This window comes from Cryobacterium sp. PH29-G1, from assembly GCF_030063365.1.
Classification (GTDB): domain Bacteria; phylum Actinomycetota; class Actinomycetes; order Actinomycetales; family Microbacteriaceae; genus Cryobacterium.
In genome coordinates this window covers 59,531-83,177 of record NZ_JASISY010000001.1, presented here as the reverse complement: position 1 = coordinate 83,177, position 23,647 = coordinate 59,531, and the positions used below count along the sequence as shown (strand labels likewise).

The following is a 23,647-nucleotide window of genomic DNA, read 5'->3' as shown; positions in this document are numbered from 1 at the left end:
CGCCGGTTGGACAGGTCGAAACCGAAGCGTCGACGAGCCCAACCAGCGAGGTTCAAGCTTAACCAGCGAGGGAGACTACCAGCGGTAGTGAGCGAAGGCCTTGTTGGCTTCAGCCATCTTGTGAGTGTCTTCACGACGCTTCACAGCGGCACCGAGGCCGTTGCTCGCGTCAAGAATCTCGTTGGTGAGGCGCTCAGTCATGGTCTTCTCGCGACGTGCCTTGGCGTAGCTGGTCAACCAGCGCAGGGCCAGGGTGTTGGCGCGGTGCGGCTTGACCTCAACCGGAACCTGGTACGTGGAGCCACCAACGCGGCGCGAACGCACCTCGAGGGTCGGGCGAACGTTGTCGAGTGCCTTCTTCAGCGTGACGACAGCATCCAGCTCGTTCTTGGCGGAGACACCGGCGAGGGCATCGTAAACGATGCGCTCAGCGAGGCCCTTTTTGCCATCGAGAAGGATCTTGTTGACGAGCTGGCTGACGATGGGTGCACCGTAAACCGGGTCGGCAATGACAGGGCGCTTGGGAGCGGGTCCTTTACGGGGCATTACTTCTTCTCCATCTTTGCGCCGTAGCGGCTACGTGCCTGCTTGCGGTTCTTGACGGCCTGGGTGTCCAGTGCGCCGCGAATGATTTTGTAACGCACACCGGGGAGGTCCTTAACACGGCCTCCGCGCACGAGCACCATGGAGTGCTCCTGCAGGTTGTGGCCCTCGCCGGGAATGTAGGCGGTGACCTCGGTGCCGTTGGAAAGCTTGACGCGGGCGACCTTGCGGAGAGCCGAGTTCGGCTTCTTCGGGGTGGTCGTGTACACGCGGGTGCAAACGCCGCGCTGCTGCGGATTGGACTTCAGGGCGGGAGCCTTGGTCTTGGTGACCTTGGGGCTACGGCCCTTTCTGACCAACTGCTGAATGGTGGGCACTAATTACTCCTTGTTATTGCTGCACGGTGACAGCTTTGTGATGGTTAGCATTCGATCTTTCGATCGAGTTCATCTGGACCCGCTTGAACCCACACGATTGCTCGCGAGTGTTTTGGTGGGTATGCCGTGGGGGCTGCTCGTTGAGCAACCCTGCATGTGTGGAATCTCGACCTGCTGCTACCTCGATATGAAGATCGCGAGGGCATAATTCAGGCGCACGACAAAGCGCACACCCGGTAATTCTAGCCTGCCGGTACCAGCGAGGTCAAATGAGCAGCACGCGCACGCCCCTCCCCTTTTTCTGCCCGGGCCCGGGCCCGGAAACTGGGCCCATGATCTATCGCGGGCCCAGTTGCACAAGGTGGGCCCGGAGGTCTAGCCAGCGTGGGTTGCACGGCTACGGAGTTGTACGGCTACGGGGTCGCGCGGCTACGGAGTTGTATGGCTACGGGTTGTGCGGCCAGATTGGCGAGTCGAGGGAGCTCTCGAGGTCGGCCAGAAGGGCCTGCACCTGGGGTTCGACGAACTCCGCGATCGCGGCAAGCAGACGAGGCCGTTGCTGGGCAAGCTGGGCGCAGACTCGGAGACCGACCTGGGTCGCGAACTCGTCGGCGAGGTGCAGTTCCGCGGTGAGCGCCGCCTTTTCGGCGGAGCTGAGCGGCGGGAGGGCGTGCGGGGGCCCGGCGTGCTGGGTGTTCTGCGCGGAATCAGGCGTCGCGTCGGCAGCGGTGTCAGGCGTCGTGTCGGCAGCGACCTCGGGAGCGGTGTCAGGCACACCGTCAAGCACACCGTCACGCGCGCCGTCACGCGCGCCGTCACGCGTGGTTTGCTCGGAAGCACGCTCAGCAGCACTCGCAACACCATTCTCGGCACCACTCTCGGGCCCGGCGTCCTGTAGCGGCGAGAGCTCGGCCGGCGACTGGTCGGTGAGCTCGGCGAACGTGAAGAGATAGGGGGCATCCGCTGCCGGCTGCGGATCGAGGTCGAGACCCAGAAATTCCGGGTCGAGACCCTCCGCGGGGCGGTACGCCTGAGCGGACTCGCGGCGTTCGCTCAAATTCAACTCGTGCGCGAGCAGCGGCAAATTACGCTCGGTGTATTCATCAACCGAGGCGTCGATCACGATCTTCATGCGCATTGACAGGGCGTGCTGCACGACATGGGGTACGTCAACGGCGAGCCCCGCAGCGGCAATGATCGGCGAGCCAAAGCACTGTCGGCAGAGGCGAGCACGGCCCCGGTGCGTCGCGGGGCGCCAGCGCGTGATCCAACGCAGCCAGTTCTCAACCTCATGGTTGACGCGCGACTCGATGGACCTATCCATAGTGCATAAGGGTACTCGTCCGGCGCCCTGCGCGAGATGCCAAGATCGGCCCCATCATCGGCAGAATCCCCCGCGAGATGCCAAGAAATGCCCCTTCGACGCCTTTCATGGGGCAGAAAGTGGCAAGTCGCGCCGGGGCATGGGGCAGAAAGTGGCATGTCGCGCCCGAGATGCCAAGATTGGCCCCATCCCCGGTTTCAGCCCTCGTCGTTCTTCTCCCACGGCCACTCGGGCGTGCCAGAGCCAGAGGGTTTGGCCAGGAGCACCACGAAATAGAGAAAGGCGATGAGCCAGCCACTGACCGCCACGGCGATCGCGAACGGGCTGGTCATTTCGCCACCGATGAAAATGACCGAGCGAAAGAGTTCGCCGGCACCGAGGCTGTAGACCACTCCCCCGGATACGCAGTAACCCAGGTAGGCGGCAACGCCGGCGATAAAAATGGGTAGTGGTGGAACCTGCGTGAGACGTTCCGGTGAGCGCAGCACCGCACTGAGAATGACCCAGACCAGCGCGAGCACGGCTGTGGTGACCATGATGGGGCCGAGGAGGGCGCCGGCATCCGTTTCGTTGATGACGTCGCGATTGAGCAGCAGGCTGAGCACGCCGAACGCTGCCACGATGAAGGCCACATAGAGGGCGACTGAAAAAGCCGCCACGGTGATCGCGTATTGCCGGTATTCCCGCATGCCTCCAGCGTAGGCCCCCGGCACAGCACGAGGCCCCGGTCACCGCGAGCGGCAATCGGGGCCTCGGTAGTGAAGCGGATGGTTACGGGCGCGTCAGGTGCGGACCGTCGGCGAGCAGACGCTCGTATTCGGTGCGGGCCGCCAGGTTCTTGGCGGTGACGCGGCGACCGCGGCGGGCGATCCAGGCTCCGGCCCAGATCGGTACCTCTCGGGCGATGAGCCCGGCGGCGATCGCGCCCGGGTTCAGCCACAGAGTGCCCACGATGCGGCCGAGTTCTGCTGCGCCCAAGCCGTCGGCCCTGCCGTCGATCACGAGGCCGAGCACGGCGCCACCGATGTAGGAGAAATAGACCACGACGGCAACGAGGAATCCAAAGAGCACGTAAGCCCACCAGCCGCCCCGATTGACCACGGCGATCAGGGCGCTGTAGGCGAGGAAGAAGAAGATGACGGGAATGTAAAACACCGGCAGCGTGGCGAAGGCGGTGAACCCGGACACGGTCACGGCCACGGTCGTACTGGTCAAGCCGATGATGATGAAGGCCGCTACCGCGTAGAGCACGGCGAAGACCACAGTGGCCAGCAAAGCGATGAGAATGCCACCGCCCCGGTTGCTGCGATCCTTCGGTTTCGTGGGCGCCTGCACGTAGATGGGCGACTGGGCCGGCGGCGAGTAATTCGGCGCGGTGCCGACGGGGGCGTGGGCCGCGGGCGGCGGGACGGCGGCAGCGCCGTCGATGGATGAAACCGCAACGGGTGCAACCACAGCGGGTGCAACCACCGGGGCGACCTCGGGTTCGACGGGAGTACTGCTGGCCCGGACCGGTGTGGTGGACGCAGCGGAATCGGCATAGTCATCGGCGAGCCTCGGCGCGTCAGCGTCGGCATGTTCAGCAGTATTCAAGTTGGCGTTGATGGCGTCATAGTCAATGACGAGGGGTTCGTGGCCGGCCGTGGGCTCAGCGCGTTCCGGGGCACCGGTCGGGTCAGTCACGGTCGGGTCAGTCGCCGTCGGGTCGGTGCGGCCCAGATCGCGCGCTGCCGCGGCATCCGTTTCAGAATTCTCGTTGCCGTCGATTGGCGTGTTGTCGCTCATGTTGAACTCCTCGTGGCCTTCGCCGTCACTGGCCTCTATTGTACCAAGGGCGCACCGAATGCCTTGGCGATTCGGCGCGCCGCGCCATTATCCAGCGGATGCCGGTGCCGGCGCCACGAGGGAGTAAACCAGCCCCGAGATGGTTGCGTTCACCAGGCCCGGCTCCGCGTCCACGTCGAGGGTGTCCAACCCGACGACGAGAAACAACCGGCTTCCGGTCTGCAGACGGGCGACGAAATCCAGCACCTGCGCGTAGGTGCCTTTGACTTTGACGTCGAGGGGGAAGGCGGCGAAGTTGCTCGCGGTGATCTCGGTCGCGGTGGCGGTGGCGGTGGCGGTGGTGACACCGGTGGCGACACCATCAGCGGGAACCGTGCCGGTGGCGGCCAGTCCGGCATCCGCTGCGGGAGCAGCAGCCGCAGCGTCATTAGCAGCGGCGGGCGCAGCCGCGACCGGAACGACCGGCACGTAGGCCCTCGCCTCGGTCACCGTCATTCCCAGGAGAGTGAGGCCAGCCTGCTCGGCATGCGCGTCAAGTTCATCGACCAGCGCCGGCATGGCCGAGCCGGTTGGCACGGACTCCCCGAGCGTCTCCGCCGTCGCGGAGAGCTTGTCAAGGTTCTTGAAGTCGTGCTTGAGCTGGGCCAGCAGAGCAACGTGCTGCGCATTCGTCGCCTGCACGGCGGTGCGGCTCGCGTTGGCTGCGGTCATGCTGTCCAGCTGCGGTTGGATTCCCAGCACCCAGCCGAGAACGAGAATAACGCTTGTCACCAGCACCGAGCCGATGAGCCAAAGCTTGTTGCGGTCCATGGCTACTTCTTTTCCGTCGGGTCGAAACGATGCGCGTACGCGGATTCGTTGACGTGCATGATGATGGTGACCGTGTAGAGTCCGGTGTCCTCAGCGAGGATGACCGAGCCGGGCAAGGCGTCGGCAAAGCCGTTGAGGGTGCCGAGGCCTCTCAGCCACGCCGGAATGTCGGGCAACACGTTGCTGGTAGCGGTGAAGGTGACCGTCGCGACCCGCAGCCCCTGCAGGGGCGCGGTCGCCTGCGTGTATGGATCGAGCGGCGTGGACGAATCGATCTGCACGGTCGTGATCGCCACGCTGGTCGGCAGCGTGTTCTGCACGGCGTCGAGATACGTTTTCCAGTCGATCTCGGTCGATGCCCCCACCCGCTGCGCCGCCTGCGTGAGCGTGACCTGGTTCTGCAGCGCACGTACCTCAAAGTATTTACCCTGTTCGGTGAGCAGGGTTGCGGTGCGCGCCTGTTCGCCGGCCAGTGCGACCTGAGCGGTCAGCGCGAGAGTCGACACCGAGCCGATGCCCAGCGCGACAACCACGCCCACACCAATCACACCGAAGGTAAGGCGCCGTCGGTACTTCTGGCCACGCCGTTCCGCCCGAACCTCGGGCGGCAGCAAATCCAGTCGCTGGTCGCCGCCGATGACGAGGGTCTCGTGTTGCGCTGAACGCTTCATGCTGCACGTCCAAGGGCGAGGCCGAGAGCCACGGTGTAGGCGGCACCGTTCAGGCGCAGCGCCTCCGCATCGATAGCGGATGCCAGACCCACCGTCGACAACGGATCTCCGGTACTCACACCCAGGCGAGTAAGTTTCGACACCGCCTCCGGTAGCCCGGGCATCCGGGCTCCTCCTCCGCTGAGCACGATGGCCGTCACCGGATCGCTCGGCCGGGTGTTGGCGTAGTAGTTAAGGGTGGTGACCACACTGCCGAGCTGGTCGTGCATGGTTTCAGCGATGATCTCGGCGCCGGCTTCGTCGGTCGGTACGGGTTCATTGACGCTGAGCTCGTCGACGTGAATCCCGCTTCGGGGACCCCGGGCTCGAGCACCGGCGGCGGCCAGGAGGCCAACGCGACGTTTGAGAAGATCAGCGGTCGCGGCATCCATCTGCAGGCCGGTAGCGACGGCCTGGGTGACGTCGTCGCCACCGGTGGGGATGATGCGCACGAACTGCGGCACACCCTGACGGGTGATCACCACACTCGTGGTCGTAGCCCCGAGATCGATCACGGCGACAACTCCATCGATGCCGGGGCGGGTGACCAGCAGGCGGCTCACCGCAAACGGAATCAGGTCAACGTCGATCGTGGTGAGCCCGGCCATGCGAGCCGCCGCCACGTTCGCGACCACCGCGGCCTTGACCGCGGCGATGAGCAGCCCGTTCACGGTTGCGCCGTGCTCGGTGGTGGACTCGGAGATCGGATAGAAGTCGAGCAGCGCATCGGCGACCGGCACCGGCAGAAGGTCTTGCACCTCGAACGGAAGCGACTGGCGAATGCGAGCGAGCGACATTTTGGGCACGCTGAGGTCGCGGGCCAGCACCCGCTGGCTACCCATGCCGAGCACCACCTGGCGAGAGCGAAATCCGCCACCCGACCACAGCACTTTGAGCGCGGCCGCCACGGTGTGCGGCTCCAGCACTTCCCCGCCGTTCACGGCGCCGGCCGGCAGCGGAACCTCGTGGTAGCGCAGCACGGTTGGTCTGGCCTTGTCGGGGTTTCGAACCTCAACGGCGCGCAGCGTGTTTGTGCCGATGTCTATTCCTACGATGCTTGGGGACACGAGGGGTGCTCCTTTATATAGGTAACGAAACGCATCAGGGCACCAGTGCTCCGTCGGCGATGAATACCGAACTGACTTCAACCAGCAGGCTCACGCCATAGGTCGCTGCCACCGGCGAAAGATATTTGGGCGGGGCAAGATAGCGAAAGCGCGGATCGTAGGTGTAATTCTTGATGTACCCGTTGCTTCCGTTGCTGACGATGCCGCGATACTTCTGGGCGAGGGATCCGTTGATGGTGAGCACGCCCCTGGCTCCGCCGCGGTAGTAGTTCTGCACCTGCACCGTGTGGTCGAGAGAGAGCATGGCGGCGTCGATGCGCCGATTGCTGGGAAGCATGGCGCCGGTACCGCCGACGCAGGTGACGCCGCCCGCGCCCGTGCACACGGGGTTCCACACCCACAGGGCGCTCTGCGCGACGAGCCCAAGCACGTCGGCGGAGGAATCCGCGTAGATGATGTCCCCGGTGACGTACAGAAAATTGTCGGTCGCCACCGTCATGGTGCCGTCCAGCGTGCCCTTGATGAAGGCATCGCCGTTGCGACAGCCGTAACTCGAGCTGATCGACGGCACGTTTTCGGTGGGAAGGGGGAAACCGATGCCGTTGCCGGTCGCGCAGGTGGTGGCGCTTTGGCCGCTCGGCCAGGTCGTTGCGCCGCGATAGTTGGGGTCGGCCGCCCGCACGGGCACATTCTGCACAAACAAGAGGTTGGCGTTGAGCACGGGAACGGTGGCGCCCGCAGCGGACCCCAACTGGCCGGCTGCTGTGCCCGGCATGCCGCAGGCCGCATTGTTACTGCCGGATATGGCGGGGTCGCCGATAACGCGGGTCACTTTGGTCCACGGAGAACGAATGGTCATCGTCCCGCCAGCGTTCAGCACGATGCTGGTCGGTCCGGTGAAGAGGCATCCGGGTGAATCCACGCCCGCATCCGTGCGCGTCTCTTTCTTCAGCGATGAGTTGGTGGCGGGCATGGCGATCACCGGGCTGTTCGTCGGAACCCCGCCGTTGAAGACCTGCCCGGAGCAACTGCTTCCGTTCGAGTTCTGCTTCGTGTAATTCGAACCGGCCGGGCGCGGGTCACCGGTCGTGACCTTGCCGTTGAACGTGGCCGCACAGATTCGAATCGTGTCGTTGGAGTGCGCCGGGCCGTTGACGACGTCACCGCTGCCGAAAGCAATGTCGCTGCACACGCTCGTTCCGCCGGACGGGGCCGGCCGGCCGGCCCAGGCATAGGTATTGGCGCAGCCGGGCGTGGTGACCCCGCTCTGGGCCGGGTCCTGGATTTCATACATTGTGAAGTAGAGGTAGTCGATGAATCCGCGCTGCTTGATATTGGCGACGATGCTGCGGGTCACGGTTCCGACGCGGCCGGTCGAGCGGATGCGCAGCACTCCCGACGATGAGTAGGCAGAGTTGTCCACTTCGTAGCGAAACGATGCGGTGCCGTCGCCTCCGGCGACGGCTGCCCAGCTGCCGGCGGCGCCCAGACCGAAGGCTTCATTAGAGACAACCGGCGCTACGACGGCGCTTCCGACGCTGAACCCGGCAGCGGGGTTGCCGACCCGGTAGTAGGTATTGTCGTTGGCCAGTCGGCTCTCGTAATCGGCGACACCTGCGTAGGCGGCGGACATCGCGCCGTTCCAATCCTGGTCGTGCGACGCCTTGACGCTGCCGCTGACCGAAAACGTCATTGCCGTTGCCACAAGAGTCAGAAGCACCACGCCAACGCCGATCACCACGAGAAGGGCGGCGCCACGTTCGGGCTGCGCCGGAACCCGTTCTCCTTGTTCCGTGCGTGCGTGCCAGGCGCCGACGATGGCGGTGAGACCAAAACGCTCCGATAGTAGCCGCGGGCCGCGGCGCCGGCCTGCGCCCAGGCTCAACCGAGACAGTCGCAGGTTCCGACGGCCGGTCATGGTGTGGTCCGTCCGAGGGTGACATTGGGCATACCAACGGTATTTTGCAGGGTGACCGCGCTGCGGTCATCCGTCACGCTGGCTTGCAGGGTGAGTACGACCGCGATCGAGGAAACGGTGCGCCGTTCGAGACTCGTGTCGAGGGTACCGAGGCCAGCACCGCCAAGCATCGGCACGCCGGCCCCGTCGAGGTAGCTGAACAGCGCGGTGCCGCTCGGGGCCACCGTCTCGGCAATGATGCGTGACGAAAGCGGAGTGGTGGAAAAGGTGAAGTACCCGCCGCTCAGAGCGGTCGACTCCCAGCGAGTTTCGACCAGGCGCCGATCAGCGTCGAGGGCGAGTTGAATCTTCAGTGGCTGCTGGGTCGACATGCCGAGATTCACGTAGGCGTACAAGGTGAGGGCCTCCGGGGTGGCTTCTTCCAGGGCGGGATCGTTGAGCGGTTGCCCCGACACCGGGTTTTCGGTAGCGGCACGGATCACCCGCGACACCTCGTTCATGGCGTTGGATGCTTGCCGGGTGTTGGCGGTGAGGGTTTGCGCCTGGCCGAGTGTGCTCGACGCACTCATATACAGGCCGGAAATCATCGCCATGACCACACCGAGCAGCAGCATTGAGACGAGCAGCTCGACCAGCGAGATGCCCGCGTCGCGTGCGCCGAGCGTCGCGGCCAGCCGCCGCACGCCACGAGGCATCACGGCGCCACGACCATACGCGGGTCGAGGGTGACGACCCCGGGGGACGTTTCTCCGCGAGTCAATACCGCGAGGCTCAGGTCGGGAACTGGAAGCACCGGCAGCGCGCTTGAGATGCCGAAATAGAGACTCCAGGACCCGTACGGAAGCCCGATTTGCGTTGTGGCGTCGGGGGGAAGCTGTCCAAAGTCGAAGCTCATTGCAGCACCGCAACCCGGATCGTCGGTGCCGACCGGGGCAGTCGCCGACACGGCTCGCAGATACTGCCCGCCCAGGCCGGTCACGCTGAGCACTCCCATTGACACGTCCACGTTGGCGCTGTCGCCGGGCAGGGTGGCCACCGGATCGACACGGGTGCCGATCGCACCGTCGGCAGCCGGGGTATCCCAGGCGGTCGGGTCGACCGAGATACAGCCCGGTGTGGTCGGGGTGGCGGCGATGTACGTACCCGCGAGCACCTCGTAGCCGGCCGAAAAGGGATGTAATTGAAAGGTCTGGGAAGCCGCGTTGGTCGAGTTCACCGCTGCGTAGTCCTGATACGTGCTGCGAAAAGTCGTGCTGAGATTTGTGGGGAGCAGCGTCGATCCCGAGGTGTAGTTGGTGGCGTAGTCAGCCGTAATGCTTCCCGCGAGGTCGTAGACGAACGAAACGGATGTTGCGCCGCCCGCGACCACGCCCGCCGTCGCCGTCGACGTGGCCGACTGGTCCTTGTCGATGTAGTTCGGCCGCGACGCCGAGACTTCGTAGGTACCGGGCTTCACCTTGAGCACGTAAGTGCAGCCCTCGGAGTCCGTGGCCGCCGGCGCCTCGGTGAGGGCGGCGGCACCGTTGGGCACCGACCCCGGAACGGCCGAGATGGTGACTCCGGCAGCACCACCGCCGGAGGCAGTGAGAACGGACACCAGAATGGTACCGAGGTCAGGGTCGTTGATGCGGCTGCCGGGAGCGAGCGCACTGTCGGCACGCACGGCCGGAGTGGTGGCTCGCATACCGTCCCAGGTGACGGTGACGTTGACGCGGCGATACCGCAGTTGGCCGCCGCCCGAGCCGCAGTTGCCGTCGGCGCCACTGGTGGTTTCCCAGTCGGTGGCGCGGTGCACCAGGAAGGTGGTGCCGTTTTGCACCACGGTCGTATCGCGGGTGAGCACGGTGAATACATTGCTGGACGTGCGGGCCAGGTCGACCTCCTGTGCGGCCAGATTGACCGCAACTTCCCGGGACCGGGCGTCGTGGCCGAGGTAGAGCGCCGTGACCAGGCCGTAGCCCACACCCACGGCGATGATCGCGAAGATCATCATCGCGACAAGCACCTCGATGAGGGTGATTCCCGCGTCGGCGGGGTGGCGATTCAGGCGAGAAAGCAGTGTTCGCACGAGAACCTCCTTCGGGTGGGGGTCGTGTGAGGGTGTTGGCGGGTGTTCGCGCGGCGCAGACGCGGCGCTGTGGCGGATCGGGCCTACAGCCGTGGGCCGGCGCACCGCTTGCGCGATGCCCGGCCCGGGCAGTGTGGCTAGAAGGTGCAGCCGGCCGGTACGGCGGCGGCCGCGGCCAGCTTGGTCACGCCAAGGGTCTGCGTGACGTAGAACTTGGCGGTAGTTGAGCTCGTGGAGGTGATGCAGAACGCGGCGGCCGTGGCAGTTCCGGTGTTCGTGAACTTAATCACGCCGGTGTCGATGCCCCGGGTGTAGCCGCTGTTGGCGATGTTTGTGATCAGGCCCACATCCGCTGTTGTGGCCGACATCGTGCCGGTTTCGGTCTGCAGAGCGATGATGGCTGTCTTGGCGTTGGTGAGGTCGCTCTTGACGCTCGAGTCCTTGGCGTTGTTCTGCACCCCCAGATACACGGGGATGGCGATGGCCGCGAGGATTCCGATGATGATCACGACGACGAGCAGCTCGATCAGCGTGAACCCTCTCTGGTTCTCGGTGAAGCGTGCGCGGCGAAGGTTGAGGGAAGCGAGCAGGCGAGTAATCATGGTGAGTCCATTCGGGTTGGATGCGGATCGTGCGAAAGCGAGCCGGGTAAGGACTCGTCGTGCTGTGAACGATGCTGCGGTAAAGCGGTCAAGCCGTGATGCGGTGAATCTTGCGATCGAGGGTGCGACCGGAGCTTCAGATTAGGGGCGGGAATTTCTGACGCACGACCCACGTTCGCGGGTAATTTGGGCATTACCCACCCCCACAAAGGACCACACCCCGACGGGGGTCGACGGAGCCCCGTCCGGGCACGCCAACGGCCCCCGCCGGAGCGGGGGTCAGCGGGCAGTCAGGGGCTACTTGATCATGCTGGCGATGCTGAAGATGGGCAGGTAGAGGGCGATGACCATACCGCCGATCACGACGCCGAGAAAGGCGATCAGCAGAGGCTCGATCATGGCGGTGAGCTGCTCGGTGGCAGTGTGCACCTCCTGATCGTAGAAATCGGCGATCTTGTCGAGCATCAGCTCGAGCGTGCCGGCATCCTCTCCCACCGCGATCATCTGGGTGACCATGGCCGGAAAAATCGGAAACTCCTGCAACGGTTCCGAGACCGACTGGCCTCGCCGCACGCCTTCGGCGACCTGGATGAGGGCATTCTCGATGGCCCAGTTACCGCTGGTCTCCCCCACGATCTTCAGCGCCTGCAGAATGGGCACGCCGGCACCGAGCATGTTGGCGAAGTTGCGACTGAAACGAGCCACAGCGATTTTCGTTTGCAGCGGGCCGAAGACCGGCACTTTTAGGCGCAGCGGGTCGAGCGCACGCCGCACCCGGTCGGTGTTCTTATTGCGGCGCCACCACAGAGCGAACGCGATACCCAGCACGAGGCCGATCGGCACGACGTAGACCATGGAGTGCGACATCGACACGAGCATCTGGGTGGGCAGCGGCAACGCGCCCCCGAGACCGGCGAACATGTCCTGAAAAATGGGCACGATGAAGATCAGCATGACCATCACGGCGACGACCGACATCGAGAGCACGACCACCGGGTAGGTCATGGCCGACTTGATGGTGCCGCGGAGTTTGACCTCCTTTTCGAAATTTTCGGCGATCGAGTTGAGCGCAGCGTCGAGAAAGCCGCCGGTCTCGCCGGCCCGCACCATGTTGATCATGATCGGCGGAAAGGCCAATGGATGCTTGGCGAGCGACTCCGAGATGGCTTGGCCGGCCTCAACGTCATCCCGCACGAGGGCCAGCACCGCCGCGAGCGGCTTGCTCTCGGTCTGCTCGGTGAGAATACGCAGTGCCCGCAGCAGCGACAGTCCGGCCGTAATCATGGTGGCGAATTGCCGGCTCAGAATGGCCAAGTCTTTCAGCCGAACCCCGCGCGAAAAGCCGGGAATGTTGATGGACCGCCGCATACCGGTGGCCGGCGCGGCCTCAACAATGGACAGGGGCGCGATGCCCTGCGCATTGAGCCGCGCCGCCACCTGCCCCGAGGTGAGGGCATCCACTCGCCCCTTCACGCTCTTGCCCGCGGCATCGTGGCCGGTGTAGGCGAAAACCAGTGTCGCCGCCATCAGATCACCGCGCGGGCGAACCCGGCTTCGTAGTCCACGCTGCGGCCGGCATCGAAGCCGCTATTCGTCTCGTAGCCGGTGGTTCTATTGGCGCCGGCATCCGCCAAGGCGACCGCAAAGGCACCACCGGGCATCGGGTCGGTGCGATGCACGAGCAAATCGAGCCCGTCGGCATCGTGCGCCTTCGACAGCGCGGCCTTGCGGGTGATCTGCCCGGTGTTCACGAGTTCGGCGAGATGCTGGTCCATGGTGTGCATGCCACGTTCTTTGCCGGTCTGCATCATCGATTCGATCTGGTGCGTTTTTCCCTCCCGAATGAGGTTCGCGATGGCCGGCGTGGTGACGAGCACCTCGGTCGCCGCGACGCGGCCGGAGCCGGTCGAGCACTTCACCAACGTTTGGCAGACCACGCCCTGCAGGGTCTGAGCGAGCTGCGCCCGCACCTGGTTCTGTTGGTGCGGCGGAAACACGTCGATAATGCGGTCGATGGTCTGCGCCGCGCTCTGCGTGTGCAGCGTCGCGAACACGAGGTGCCCCGTTTCGGCGGCGGTCAACGCCACCTGGATGGTTTCGAGGTCGCGCAGTTCTCCGATGAGAATAACGTCGGGGTCCTGTCGCAGAACGTGTTTGAGAGCGGATGCGAAACTCGCCGTGTCATGCCCCACCTCGCGCTGCGTGACAATGGATTTCTTGTGCGCGTGCAGAAACTCAATCGGGTCTTCGACGGTGACGATGTGGTCGGCCCTGGTGCTGTTTACGAGATCGACCAGGGCGGCGAGAGTGGTGGACTTGCCCGAGCCGGTGGGCCCGGCCACGAGCACGAGCCCGCGGGGCAGAGCGGAAAATGCGGCCACGGACTGCGGAATGCCGAGGGCTTTGAGGTCTTTGAGCTCGCTTGGAATCAGCCGAAAGACCGCGCCGACCGCACCGCGCTGCTGGTGCACGTTCACCCGAAAGCGGCTGCTTGAGTTCAACTCTGTTTCGCCCAGCGTGTAGGCGAAGTCGAGTTCGTGATCGCGATCGAAGGTGGTCTGCTGGGCCCGAGTCAGGATGCTGCGAATGGCCAGGCTCATCTTTTCGCTCGACCAGGCCGGCGTGACTCCCACGGGACCGAGATCGCCGTCGCGGCGAATGGACGGCGGTGCGTCAACGGCAACGTGCAGGTCGGAGGCCTGCCGCAGCACGACCTCCGTGAGCGCCTCGATCAGGTCGGCGTCGGGCAGGCCCAGCACGTCGGGCAGTTCCTGGTCGCTGCTGGGCAGGACGCGGTCGCCGGAACTCCGCAACGCCACGCGGGTGCGTCGGCCATTCGTGGGAACCACTCGTACTTCGTCACGGTGCCGCCCGTTCGCGATGCCACCGATGGAGCCCGGGGTGAACGCCACAGGGTTGATCGGAACGCGGTCAATCGGAACGCGGTTAATAGGCACGCGGTTAATAGGCACGGTGGCGTCGCGTAGCGACAGGGAGATTTTCGGGTCGTCCATGAGCAAATCCTTCTCGGAGCAAGCGCGTCGGGTACTGATTGCCGCGGAACAGGTACGGCCGTGCGGGTGGAACACGACCGGCCGACGAGGGTACGACGACCGGTCGTTGCAGACCTCGCGAGAGTGGAGCCAGAGGGTAAGTCTTGTTCGCGCACGGTCTACGTAAGGCGCAACGCTATTGAGGGTTTCCACGCGGCGGTAGTCCCGCGATCTGGGGGTCTACGGGTAACCCACCGCCGCCAGGCGCTGGTCAGATTGGCCGGAGAAGGCGCTCGGTGCGGGGCGAGACGTCGGCCGCGCGGGTACACAAAAGCCCCCGATACCGCGCGTATCGGGGGCTTTTGTATGCTGAGACGAGCTACTCGGCAGTCGTGGCCGTCGGGTCGACGAGCACGTAGATTTCAGCCTCGATGCTCACGGTGACGACATCCGCTGTCACTGCCGCGTCCGTGGCGAAGCTGTTAATGGCAATGATGCGATCACCGTATTGCAGGCCCGAGAGAAACTCGAGTACGGCGCTGCCCGTGCCGGTGGCCTCGATCGAGACGGGTATGGAAATATACGTGGCCGCCGTCACGCGCGAGTTCGCATCGATTCCGGTCGCTGCGGTCGCTGCGGCGTCGGTCGCTGTGGTGTCGGTCGCGGCGGTGTCGGTTGCGGCGGTGTCGGTCGCGACCACGGGTTCGGTGGGAACATAGCCGGTGCCGTCAGCGATCGAGATCTGCTCGATGGTCACCTGGTGTTGGGTGGCGATGGCGCTGAGCTCCGCTACGAAAGCGGGAATATCCGCGGCCAGGGGAATGCCGAGCTGCAGGTCAGCCAGGTCGTCCTTGAGGTCATCGATGCTGGCGTACTCATCTTGCAGCGCTGCGAGGGCAAGCTCGTGCTCCACGTTCTGGGCCTCGACCGTGGCCAGCTCCCGTGAGGCGGCCTTCGCCTCCTCAGCTTTGGGCACAATGCCGAGCATGGTTCCCAGAACCACGACGGCGGCCACGGCAGCGATCCAGGCAAGTCCCCAGAGTCGGTCTCTATTCACGGTTACTTCTCCCTAATCGCGAAGCGGTTGGTCAGCGCGGACTCGTTGATGTTGAGCGCGAGGCTCACGACGTAACTGCCATCCGCTGAGTGCGTGATCGACCAGGGGGTCGCGTCGGCATAGCCCGGCAGGTCTGCCAGGGCAACCAACCATTGCGGCACCGGCGGCAGCCCGGGGCTCGTGATCTCCAGCGCGAGAGAGGCGGTTCGTGGCTGCGTCAGCGGCACCTCACTCTGCGCAAAAGCCGTCCACGGTGAGGCACTCGTGACATTGACCGTGTCGATGGTGACGTCGGCCGGCAAAACCGAGCGAATGTCGGCCAGGTACGCCTTCCAGTCCACCTCGGTCGACAGGCCGAGCGCCCGCACGACCAGCGTGGTGTCGTAGCGATCCTGCACCCCGTTGACCTCGGCGTATTGCGTGGTCTCCAGCAGAATCTCGTCGGTGCGCGCGTTGGCGGCCGCGAGGGTGCTCTGGTTCAGAGAAGCTTTCAGGGAGACCGCGCCGATCGACGCCGCCATAATGACGATGACCCCCACGAGAGCTATGTTCAGGGCGCGGTGCAGCGCTCGGCCCTCACGCTTGGCCTTCAGCTCGGGGGGAAGCAGATCGGCGCGGGGTTCTCCGCCGAGAATCAATTCGCGGCTTTCAAGTGCCCGTCTCATTCTTTACTCCCCAGTGCCAGCCCCAGTGCCGCAACAAACGTGCACTCGGAGTTGACAAGATCTGCCTGATTGACGTCTGGTCCCAGTTCGAGCTCACCGTAGGGCTGTGCCGGTAGCACCGGAAAGCGGCTCAGCTCGCTGAGCGCAGCGCTAAAGCCGGTGAGCCGAGCGCCACCGCCCATGAGCACGATGCGATCCACCGGCATCTCCGGGCGGTTATTGGTGAAGTACGCGATGGTGTTGCGCAGGCTCTCCAGCAGTTCAGAGGTGAGTTCCCGAATGATCGTGGCGGCGATCTCATCGCCGGGCGCCACCTCGTCGGGCAGGCCGAGCCTCTTCTTGAGCACCTCGGCCGCTTCCTCGTCGATGCCGAGCCGCACGCGGAGGGCCTTGGTAAGTTGGTTGCCACCGGAGGGGATCACGCGCACGAACTGCGGAACTCCATTGGCCGAGATGAGCACACTCGACGAGCCGCCCCCGATATCGATCTGCACGATCACGCCGGGGTCGGAGACTCCGCGGTGAATGGCGCGACTGCGAGCAAAAGCGAGAATATCGACGTTGATGGCGTGCAGGCCGGCCAGCTTGGCGGCCTTGAGATGCGACTGCACGACGTCTTTCATGGCGGCAATCAAGAGCCCGGAGATTTGCGGACCCGACTCCCCGTCGCTGTCTACCTCCGCGATGGGGTAGAAGTCAAGCAGGGCCTCGGCGGTGGGAAACGACAGCAGGTCTTGCACCTGAAACGGCAACGACTCGCGAATGCGACGCAGCGACATCTTGGGCACGGTCAGGTTACGCACCACCATGCGGTGGTAGCCCATGCCGAGCACGACATCCTTGGTGGAGAAGTCTGCGCGTGCCCATAAGCGCTTGAGCGCTGCGGCGACGACGGCCGGCTCGAGAACCTCACCGCGGCTGACCGCGCCAAACGGCAATGGTTCTTCGTGGCAACGCACGAGTACAGGATGATCGGTATCGGCGTCCCGCAGTTCCACGGCTCGCACGGCGGTGGTGCCGATGTCGAGTCCGACTACACGTGTAGCCATATGTTTTCCCCCAGAGAGAAATTGGTTCGTAAGCGGTGGTCGAAGAGCTGGTCAGGTAAGGAAGGTCGGACTGCGGGCTGCCGGTCAGGCGAGGCCGAACAAGTCGAGGTAACCGGCAGCAATCTGGTCGCCGAAGAATGCGCCGAGCCAGGTCGCCACCAGCATCCACGGGCCGAACGGAATGCTGCTGCGTCGGCCGGCTTTGCGGGAAATCAGCAGGATCAGGCCGAAGACACCACCGAGCAGAAAAGCGCCAAAGGCGCCAACGATCAATGGCGCCCAGCCCAGGTACCCCAGGTAGAGACCCAGCACACCGGCCAGTTTCACGTCGCCGAGCCCCATCCCGCCGGGGCTGATCAGGGCCAGGGCGAGATAGAGGCCAAACAGGCTTCCCGCACCGATAAAGGTGGTGAGCACACGTTGGGGTTCACCGGCCACGAGCGCGGCTGCCGTGAGCAGAATGGCCGCGACCACGTAAGCGGGCAGCAAAATCTTGTTCGGCAGGGTGTGGGTGTCGATGTCGATCATGGCCAGGGACACGCTGATGGCAGCCAAATAGAGAAAGGCTACGAGCACGATGATCTCGGTGGCGAGAGTGGCGGAACTCGTGCCGGTCGCCGGGCCGGGATCGGTGCCCGCAAACACCCAGAGGGCCACGACCGCGAAGAACACCGCCGTGCCGAGTTCCACCATGGGGTAGCGCACAGATATCGGCGCCTTACAGTCGCGGCATTCGCCGCGCAGCACGAACCAGCTCAAAACCGGAATGTTATCGAACGGTCGAATGCGCGCGCCGCACCGGCCACACGCGCTGGGCGGTGACACGATCGACTTGCCAGCCGGCACCCGATAGATGACCACGTTAAGAAAAGAGCCGATGAGCGCTCCCAGAATGCCGAACAGGCCCGCGATCACGCTAGTCATTGAGGTCTCGAATCGATTCTCGCGCGCCTAAGGCCACGGTACCGGCGCTCGATGCCGCTCCAGGAAAGCCCACCTCGACGTAGGTGTAAACACCGGATGTGCCGAATTTCACGGTGCCACCGGCCCAGATCTGACCACGCCACTGGGAGGACGTGGAGATGTTCACGTTGCAGGGGGTGTAGACCATCACATCCACGTTGACATTCACCTTGAACGACTCGCTGACCGAAAAATCTTCATCGTGAGCATTGCAGGTGGGCTTACTGTTGGGGGATCCGTCTGGAGTGACCAGCCAGAGTTTGTGCTTCGCTGCGGCATTGATCTGGGCGCTGTTACGAAATTTAAAAGACTCCGCAATAATAGCGACGTCGCTGCCGAGGGTCAGTACTCCGGCGCTGGCGACATCGACCCCGGCCGGACATTCAATGATTCCGGGGCGTCCTGCAAAACTATCGGCGGCTGTCTGCAGCTTGGCGAGGTCGCAGACGCCGGCGATTTCGTACTCTTTCTCGAAGGATTCCCAATGATCCTGCTTTTGCTTCTTGTTGTACTTGTAGTTGAGCTCGAACCATCCAGGGTCGGTAATGCCGGAAACTGGCGCAGGCTTAGTGCCTAGTAGGGTTCCGGTCAGGCCGCCAAGAAGAGTGCCAACGGTGCCCGTGATTGATCCGGCCGTGAGAGTTCCGCCGATCTTCGTGCCGGCCCCAATGGCAGCTAGGCCCGAAACCCAGACGTTGCCGCTGACCTGGGCCGTGGACACAGTTTTCAAGCTGCTGGCGATCAGACTCTGATGAACAATTGCCGATCCCCCGATACTGGCAGCACCCGATGCCCATACGTCTCCGAAAACGCCGCACGACTCACCGAGGGTCACATCGCCTGATTTGACGATGATGTCAACACTGTTCGCACCCGAACTAATGCAACTTGCGTTTCCATTACGCACGTAGATAGCAGATGCCTTGGCCTGTATCGTCACGGACTCGATGACGGAGAAACCCACGTGGGCATAGATGGCGATGCCGCTGCTCGTAGCGCTCCCCGACGTGTCGACGGAGTAGATGGCTTCGACCGTTCGGGTGTTGCCGGTGGAGTTGCCTCCGATACCCAGATCGGCCGCGGTTCCCTCCGAAGTAATTTTGACCTGGCCGGTCGTCGTCGGACATCCTTTGACCCACGACGCACTCCCAGTATCCAAGTGTGAAATCGTAACGCGGGCACGGGAATCAGTCGTCGGAAGGATGCCGTCGACCAAGCCGGTGCACTCCATGCTGAGCATCAGGAGGCCGGCATCGATGCCGCCCTCTGCCGCGGCCTGGGCTTGAACGCCGGCGCGAGCGGCGCTGCTCACTCCCAGTGAGTTCATTGTTGATCCGGCAATTGCGAGGGTGGCCACTCCGGCGACGGCCATGAGGCCGATCACGGCGAGCATGCTGCTACCGCGCTCGGCGGCCTGCCACAGTGAGGACTTGCGCATCAGAAACATTTGGGCTCCGTTGCCGGCGCCGCGCCTTGGCGGCTTGTTACCGTGGTTGAGATCTTTGCGGGGCTGGTATCGCCGCCCCCATTGATCGCGAAGTTGAGAGTGACAGCACGCTGGGAAACGCTGACTGCGGCGTCGAAAACGGGCTGGGCGATACCGGCAGAATTGTCGCTTGCCGATATTCCGGAACCGAGCAGTGTCCAGCCGGTCATGTCGTTGGCGAGGGCGTTAATGGTGGGCGCGACGATGGTTTGCGGTGCCGCACCGCGCTTGTAGTACATGGCGCCGCCGTTCGCCTCGGTGTAGTACCAGGCCTGACAAACGCGCGCGCTGGCCGCCGCGGCCGCGTCGCTGCTCACGGTGGTGACCACCAGAAGCTGATCGTCGTTGGCGGTATCCGCACTATTGACGACCGTGAGCGCCGTGCCGTTACGCACTCCGGAGTGCACGGAGGTCGAGATCAACTGACTGACGGTGTTGGCACTGGCGCTGTCGAGAATTTTCTGCTCCGACGTGAGGGTATTGAGCAACATTCCCCCGACCACAGTGAGAACGAGCACGAGCAGGCTCGAATAGATGAGGAGTTCGACGAGGGTGTAGCCGGCCTCGCGTGACGGTTGTGGCTGACCCGCGCGGTGCACGACGTTGATGCGGGCATTCGTGCTGGAGATCATGTCGAGACCTAGCCGTTCACGAAAACGCTCGTGGTGGCTTCGGCAAGTGTCGTACCGGTCGAGATCTCGGTGACGTAGACGCGCACGGGGGCAATGTCGGGATACGTTCCCGAGCAGGTGACGTGGAGGTGAGCCTGCAGGGCTCGGCCATCGGGATCGAAGACCGCCGGAGGCACGCTGGCGTACAACGCCAGGTCGCTGCAGGTCGTACCGAGAGACCGAATATTCTCCATCTCGGAGGCAACGAGCTGGGTGGCGGAAGTCAGGGAGGTATTGGAGACCGACACGCGCAGCGAGGTGACGAGCATCGGCAGAAAGGCGATGGCCAGCAGGGAGAGCAGCAGCATGGAGACGACAATCTCGATCATGCCAAAGCCGGCCTCTCGGGAGGATCGCGACGCGGTGCCAGAGTGAGATCTCACGATCGCGCCTTTCCGATGCGTGGTGCGAATGGAAACGGACGGCTCGGCGGGACGCTACTGGGCATCCCGCCGACCCAGATCAAAAGTTGGTCGCTACGGTGTTGACTTAACGGCGGCGCCCTTTTCGGTGATCGTGTACGTGTGGTCGGCCGATCCCACCCAGACTCCAGTAATAGTGAATCCAGTTGAACCGTTCCCTGCATAGGAAACGGTGATGTCAGCGCTAGGGGTGAACGCGGTGTCAGTAAGCGCGAGGGTCGTAGTAGTCTTCGTTCCCTTGACTAGCTCGGCGACGACGGCGGTCTTCGCGTTGGTGATCGAGGCAGCCACGGCACTGTCCTTGGCGGAGTCCTGCTGGCCGAGGTAGATCGGGATGGCGATCGCGGCGAGTACGCCGAGAATGAGTACGACAACAAGGAGCTCGATGAGCGTGAAGCCCTTCTCCTTCTCGCCGAGGGCCTTGCGCTTGTTGACCAGGGCGGTTGTGAAGAAACGGTTCATGTCTGTGTCCTTTGCGTGAAAGTGCAGGGAGCAAAGCGGTGCGGTTGCTCACTTTCAGCCTAGGTCGGGGCCCACAATCGACGCCTGTTTTTTCGGGGGGCCGACTACCCCCATAAGGGGTTACGTCCCGTATGGGTAATCCCCACGCAGGACTATTTGACGTAGTCGAACACGCTGAACATGGGCAGGTAGAGCGCCACGACCATGCCACCGATGACCACGCCGATGATGGCGATCATGAGGGGCTCGATCAGGGCCGTGAGCTGTTCTGTGGTCGACTGCACTTCCTGGTCGTAGAAGTCCGCGATTTTGGTGAGCATCTGCTCGAGCGCGCCGGCATCCTCTCCCACCGCGATCATCTGCGTGACCATGGCCGGAAACACCGGCTCAAGGGCGAGGGGGGCCGAGATAGAGCGGCCCTGACTCACCGATTCCTGCACCTTGGCCAGAGCCGACTCGATCACGTAGTTGCCCGAGGTCTCGCCCACAATCTTGAGCGAGTGCAAAATGGGCACACCAGCGCCGATCATGGTGGCGAAGTTGCGGCTGAACCGCGCGATCGCGAGCTTGGTGAGCAACTGGCCGAACACCGGCAGCCGCAGTTTGAAGGGGTCGACCACCCGGCGCACGGCGAGGGTGTGCTTGTTCTTGCGCCACCAGATCGAGAACACGATGGCGGCGATGATCACGACCGGCGCCACCCAGACCATGCCGTTCGAGAGCACAACGAGCACCTGGGTGGCTGCGGGCAGTTCGCCGCCGAGCCCCTTGAACATCTTCTCGAACACGGGCACGATGAAGATGAGCATGCCCACGACGGCGAGCAGCGCCATGATCAGCACGATCACCGGGTAGGCGAGCGCACTCTTGATGGTGTCGCGCAGCTTCATCTCGGATTCAAAGTTGTCGGCCACCGAGTTGAGGGCGTCTTCGAGAAAACCACCGGTCTCGCCCGCACGCACGAGGTTGATCATGATCGGCGGAAACATCACGTCGTGCTTGTCAAAGGCCTCGGAGAGCGAAACCCCGGTCTCGATATCGCTGCGAATTATGGCGAGCACCTGGGCGAGCTGCTTGTTTTCGGTCTGTTCTGAGAGGATGTTGAGCGTACGCAGCAGCGACAGCCCGGCCGCGGTCATGGTGGCCATCTGGCGGCTCATCACGGCCAGATCGGTGAGGCCGACATGTTTCTGAAAACCGGGAATACTGATTTCCATGTTGAGGCCCTTGAGCTTGCGGGCCGGGGCGATCGTGATCGGTGAGAGCCCCATCGTGCGCAGCTGCGTGAGCGCGGCCCGCTCCGACCCGGCTTCCATGCGACCCTTGACCACCCGGTCACGGGCGTCACGGCTGGTGTAGGCAAAGGACATTTCGGTGGACATTTAGCGCCTCCCCGGCGAATACGAATCATTGAAGTCAATTTCGCCGTGGCTCAGGTCGCCGACCGGAGCATCCGTCGGATCTATCCGGTGCACGAGCTGCTTGAGCACGTCGACGTCCATGGCCTGTTCTTCCGCCGCCTGGCGGGTGATCTGCCCGGAGTCGACGAGTTCGGCCAGGTGCTGGTCCATCGTGTGCATGCCGAGCGTGCGCCCCGATTGCAGGGCGGACGCGATCTGGTGGGACTTGCCTTCCCGCACGAGGTTGGCGATGGCTGCCGTCGTCACGAGAATCTCGGTGGCTACCACCCGACCGCCGCCGATCTTGCGCACCAGGGTCTGACACACCACCCCGCGCAGGGTGGCGGCGAGTTGCGCCCGCACCTGGGCCTGCTGGTGGGGTGGAAAAACGTCGATGATGCGGTCGATGGTCTGCGCCGTGTCTTGCGTGTGCAGGGTCGAGAAAACGAGGTGACCGGTTTCGGCGGCGGTGAGTGCGACCGAGATGGTTTCGAGGTCGCGCAGCTCACCGATCAGAATCACGTCAGGGTCCTGCCGCAACACGTGCTTGAGAGCGGATGCGAAACTGTGCGTATCCTGCCCCACCTCGCGCTGGCTGATCATGGATTTCTTGGCCTCGTGAATGAACTCGATCGGGTCTTCGACCGTGACGATGTGGTCGGCCCGGGTGCGATTGATCACGTCGATGAGGGCGGCGAGGGTCGTCGACTTACCCGACCCGGTCGGCCCGGTAACGAGCACGAGCCCCCGGGGTAGGTGGGCGAACCGTGACACGGATGCCGGAATACCCAGCTCGGCCAGCGACCTGATCTCATTTGGAATCAGGCGAAAGGCGCCACCGACGGTATTGCGTTGTTGATAGAAGTTGACCCGAAACCGTGTGTCGTGAACCGTGTAGGCAAAGTCGAGCTCGAGTTCCAGATCGAACTCCTGCCGTTGCAACGGCGACAAAATACTGCCGAGGGCGTCGGCGACTTTCTCCGGCGACCAGCGGTCCCATCCGGCAATAGGGCGCAGGGCACCGTCGACCCGAATACTGGGCGGTGCACCGCCGGAGACGTGCAGGTCGGAAGCCCCCTCAGTGAGCACGAGCTGTAAGGCAATGAGCAGGTCGCGATCGGGTTCTCTGAGCTCGATCTGGTCCCCGGAACGCAGCCGTCGACGGGCGCGCAGGTCAACGGCCGTCGGCGGAGCCTCGTCGGCGTCGTCGTCGTCGTCGTGTACAACGAGAGCTCGGTCAATGTTCAACGCGCTCATTGCGGGGGCCTCGCCCCG

Annotated in this window: 24 protein-coding genes; all 24 read right to left on the bottom strand. The window is 64.0% G+C overall.

What is annotated here, in order from left to right:
• Positions 1–75: 75 nt before the first annotated feature.
• Complete coding sequence (gene rpsG, locus QMK22_RS00345; RefSeq protein WP_092107221.1) at positions 76–546, bottom strand: 30S ribosomal protein S7; 471 nt, start codon at positions 544–546, stop codon at positions 76–78.
• Entirely contained in the window at positions 546–920 is a 375-nt protein-coding gene (gene rpsL, locus QMK22_RS00340; RefSeq protein ID WP_035834602.1) for a 30S ribosomal protein S12, read from the bottom strand. The genes rpsG and rpsL overlap by 1 nt, the downstream gene beginning before the upstream one ends.
• 445 nt (positions 921–1,365) lie before the next feature.
• Positions 1,366–2,244, bottom strand: a complete 879-nt coding sequence (locus tag QMK22_RS00335; RefSeq protein ID WP_283495653.1) for a spermidine/putrescine ABC transporter substrate-binding protein — start codon at positions 2,242–2,244, stop codon at positions 1,366–1,368.
• 197 nt (positions 2,245–2,441) lie between these two features.
• Complete coding sequence (locus QMK22_RS00330) at positions 2,442–2,933, bottom strand: DUF6121 family protein (RefSeq protein WP_283495652.1); 492 nt, start codon at positions 2,931–2,933, stop codon at positions 2,442–2,444.
• 82 nt (positions 2,934–3,015) lie between these two features.
• Positions 3,016–4,029, bottom strand: a complete 1,014-nt coding sequence (locus QMK22_RS00325) for a hypothetical protein (RefSeq protein ID WP_283495651.1) — start codon at positions 4,027–4,029, stop codon at positions 3,016–3,018.
• 87 nt (positions 4,030–4,116) lie between these two features.
• Complete coding sequence (locus QMK22_RS00320) at positions 4,117–4,839, bottom strand: hypothetical protein (protein WP_283495650.1); 723 nt, start codon at positions 4,837–4,839, stop codon at positions 4,117–4,119.
• 2 nt (positions 4,840–4,841) lie between these two features.
• Positions 4,842–5,510 (bottom strand): hypothetical protein, encoded by a 669-nt coding sequence (locus QMK22_RS00315; protein WP_283495649.1) that lies wholly within the window; start codon positions 5,508–5,510, stop codon positions 4,842–4,844.
• Entirely contained in the window at positions 5,507–6,616 is a 1,110-nt protein-coding gene (pilM, locus tag QMK22_RS00310) for a type IV pilus assembly protein PilM (protein WP_283495648.1), read from the bottom strand. Before pilM (QMK22_RS00310) ends, QMK22_RS00315 begins: the two co-directional genes overlap by 4 nt.
• Positions 6,617–6,650: 34 nt before the next feature.
• Positions 6,651–8,534: a hypothetical protein gene (locus tag QMK22_RS00305; protein WP_283495647.1), complete on the bottom strand. Its 1,884-nt coding sequence runs from the start codon at positions 8,532–8,534 to the stop codon at positions 6,651–6,653.
• On the bottom strand, positions 8,531–9,229 hold the full coding sequence (locus tag QMK22_RS00300; protein ID WP_283495646.1) for a PilW family protein: 699 nt from the start codon (positions 9,227–9,229) through the stop codon (positions 8,531–8,533). Before QMK22_RS00300 ends, QMK22_RS00305 begins: the two co-directional genes overlap by 4 nt.
• Positions 9,229–10,602 carry a type IV pilus modification PilV family protein gene (locus tag QMK22_RS00295; RefSeq protein ID WP_283495645.1) on the bottom strand — a complete coding sequence of 458 codons (1,374 nt, stop codon included), beginning with the start codon at positions 10,600–10,602 and terminating at the stop codon, positions 9,229–9,231. The genes QMK22_RS00300 and QMK22_RS00295 overlap by 1 nt, the downstream gene beginning before the upstream one ends.
• Positions 10,603–10,739: 137 nt before the next feature.
• The gene (locus QMK22_RS00290; RefSeq protein WP_283495644.1) at positions 10,740–11,204 is read right to left on the bottom strand and encodes a type II secretion system protein; all 465 of its coding nucleotides are present in this window, start codon (positions 11,202–11,204) and stop codon (positions 10,740–10,742) included.
• Between the two features lie 297 nt (positions 11,205–11,501).
• The gene (locus QMK22_RS00285; RefSeq protein ID WP_283495643.1) at positions 11,502–12,731 is read right to left on the bottom strand and encodes a type II secretion system F family protein; all 1,230 of its coding nucleotides are present in this window, start codon (positions 12,729–12,731) and stop codon (positions 11,502–11,504) included.
• Positions 12,731–14,218, bottom strand: a complete 1,488-nt coding sequence (locus QMK22_RS00280) for a type IV pilus twitching motility protein PilT (protein WP_283495642.1) — start codon at positions 14,216–14,218, stop codon at positions 12,731–12,733. Before QMK22_RS00280 ends, QMK22_RS00285 begins: the two co-directional genes overlap by 1 nt.
• A 358-nt stretch (positions 14,219–14,576) precedes the next feature.
• Positions 14,577–15,254, bottom strand: coding sequence for a type 4a pilus biogenesis protein PilO (locus QMK22_RS00275; protein ID WP_283495641.1), 678 nt, complete (start codon positions 15,252–15,254; stop codon positions 14,577–14,579).
• 2 nt (positions 15,255–15,256) lie between these two features.
• A complete protein-coding gene (locus QMK22_RS00270; protein ID WP_283495640.1) occupies positions 15,257–15,919 on the bottom strand; it encodes a hypothetical protein in 663 nt (220 codons plus the stop codon).
• Positions 15,916–16,968, bottom strand: a complete 1,053-nt coding sequence (pilM, locus tag QMK22_RS00265) for a type IV pilus assembly protein PilM (protein WP_283495639.1) — start codon at positions 16,966–16,968, stop codon at positions 15,916–15,918. Before pilM (QMK22_RS00265) ends, QMK22_RS00270 begins: the two co-directional genes overlap by 4 nt.
• Before the next feature lie 84 nt (positions 16,969–17,052).
• The gene (locus QMK22_RS00260) at positions 17,053–17,892 is read right to left on the bottom strand and encodes a prepilin peptidase (protein WP_283495638.1); all 840 of its coding nucleotides are present in this window, start codon (positions 17,890–17,892) and stop codon (positions 17,053–17,055) included.
• Positions 17,885–19,378, bottom strand: a complete 1,494-nt coding sequence (locus QMK22_RS00255) for a hypothetical protein (RefSeq protein WP_283495637.1) — start codon at positions 19,376–19,378, stop codon at positions 17,885–17,887. The genes QMK22_RS00260 and QMK22_RS00255 overlap by 8 nt, the downstream gene beginning before the upstream one ends.
• A complete protein-coding gene (locus QMK22_RS00250) occupies positions 19,369–20,049 on the bottom strand; it encodes a hypothetical protein (RefSeq protein WP_283495636.1) in 681 nt (226 codons plus the stop codon). Before QMK22_RS00250 ends, QMK22_RS00255 begins: the two co-directional genes overlap by 10 nt.
• Before the next feature lie 8 nt (positions 20,050–20,057).
• On the bottom strand, positions 20,058–20,471 hold the full coding sequence (locus QMK22_RS00245) for a type IV pilus modification PilV family protein (RefSeq protein WP_283495635.1): 414 nt from the start codon (positions 20,469–20,471) through the stop codon (positions 20,058–20,060).
• A 93-nt stretch (positions 20,472–20,564) separates the two neighbouring features.
• Entirely contained in the window at positions 20,565–20,972 is a 408-nt protein-coding gene (locus QMK22_RS00240; RefSeq protein ID WP_283495634.1) for a prepilin-type N-terminal cleavage/methylation domain-containing protein, read from the bottom strand.
• A 152-nt stretch (positions 20,973–21,124) separates the two neighbouring features.
• A complete protein-coding gene (locus QMK22_RS00235) occupies positions 21,125–22,354 on the bottom strand; it encodes a type II secretion system F family protein (protein WP_283495633.1) in 1,230 nt (409 codons plus the stop codon).
• Positions 22,355–23,629 (bottom strand): type IV pilus twitching motility protein PilT, encoded by a 1,275-nt coding sequence (locus tag QMK22_RS00230; RefSeq protein WP_283495632.1) that lies wholly within the window; start codon positions 23,627–23,629, stop codon positions 22,355–22,357.
• Positions 23,630–23,647 lie beyond the last annotated feature (18 nt).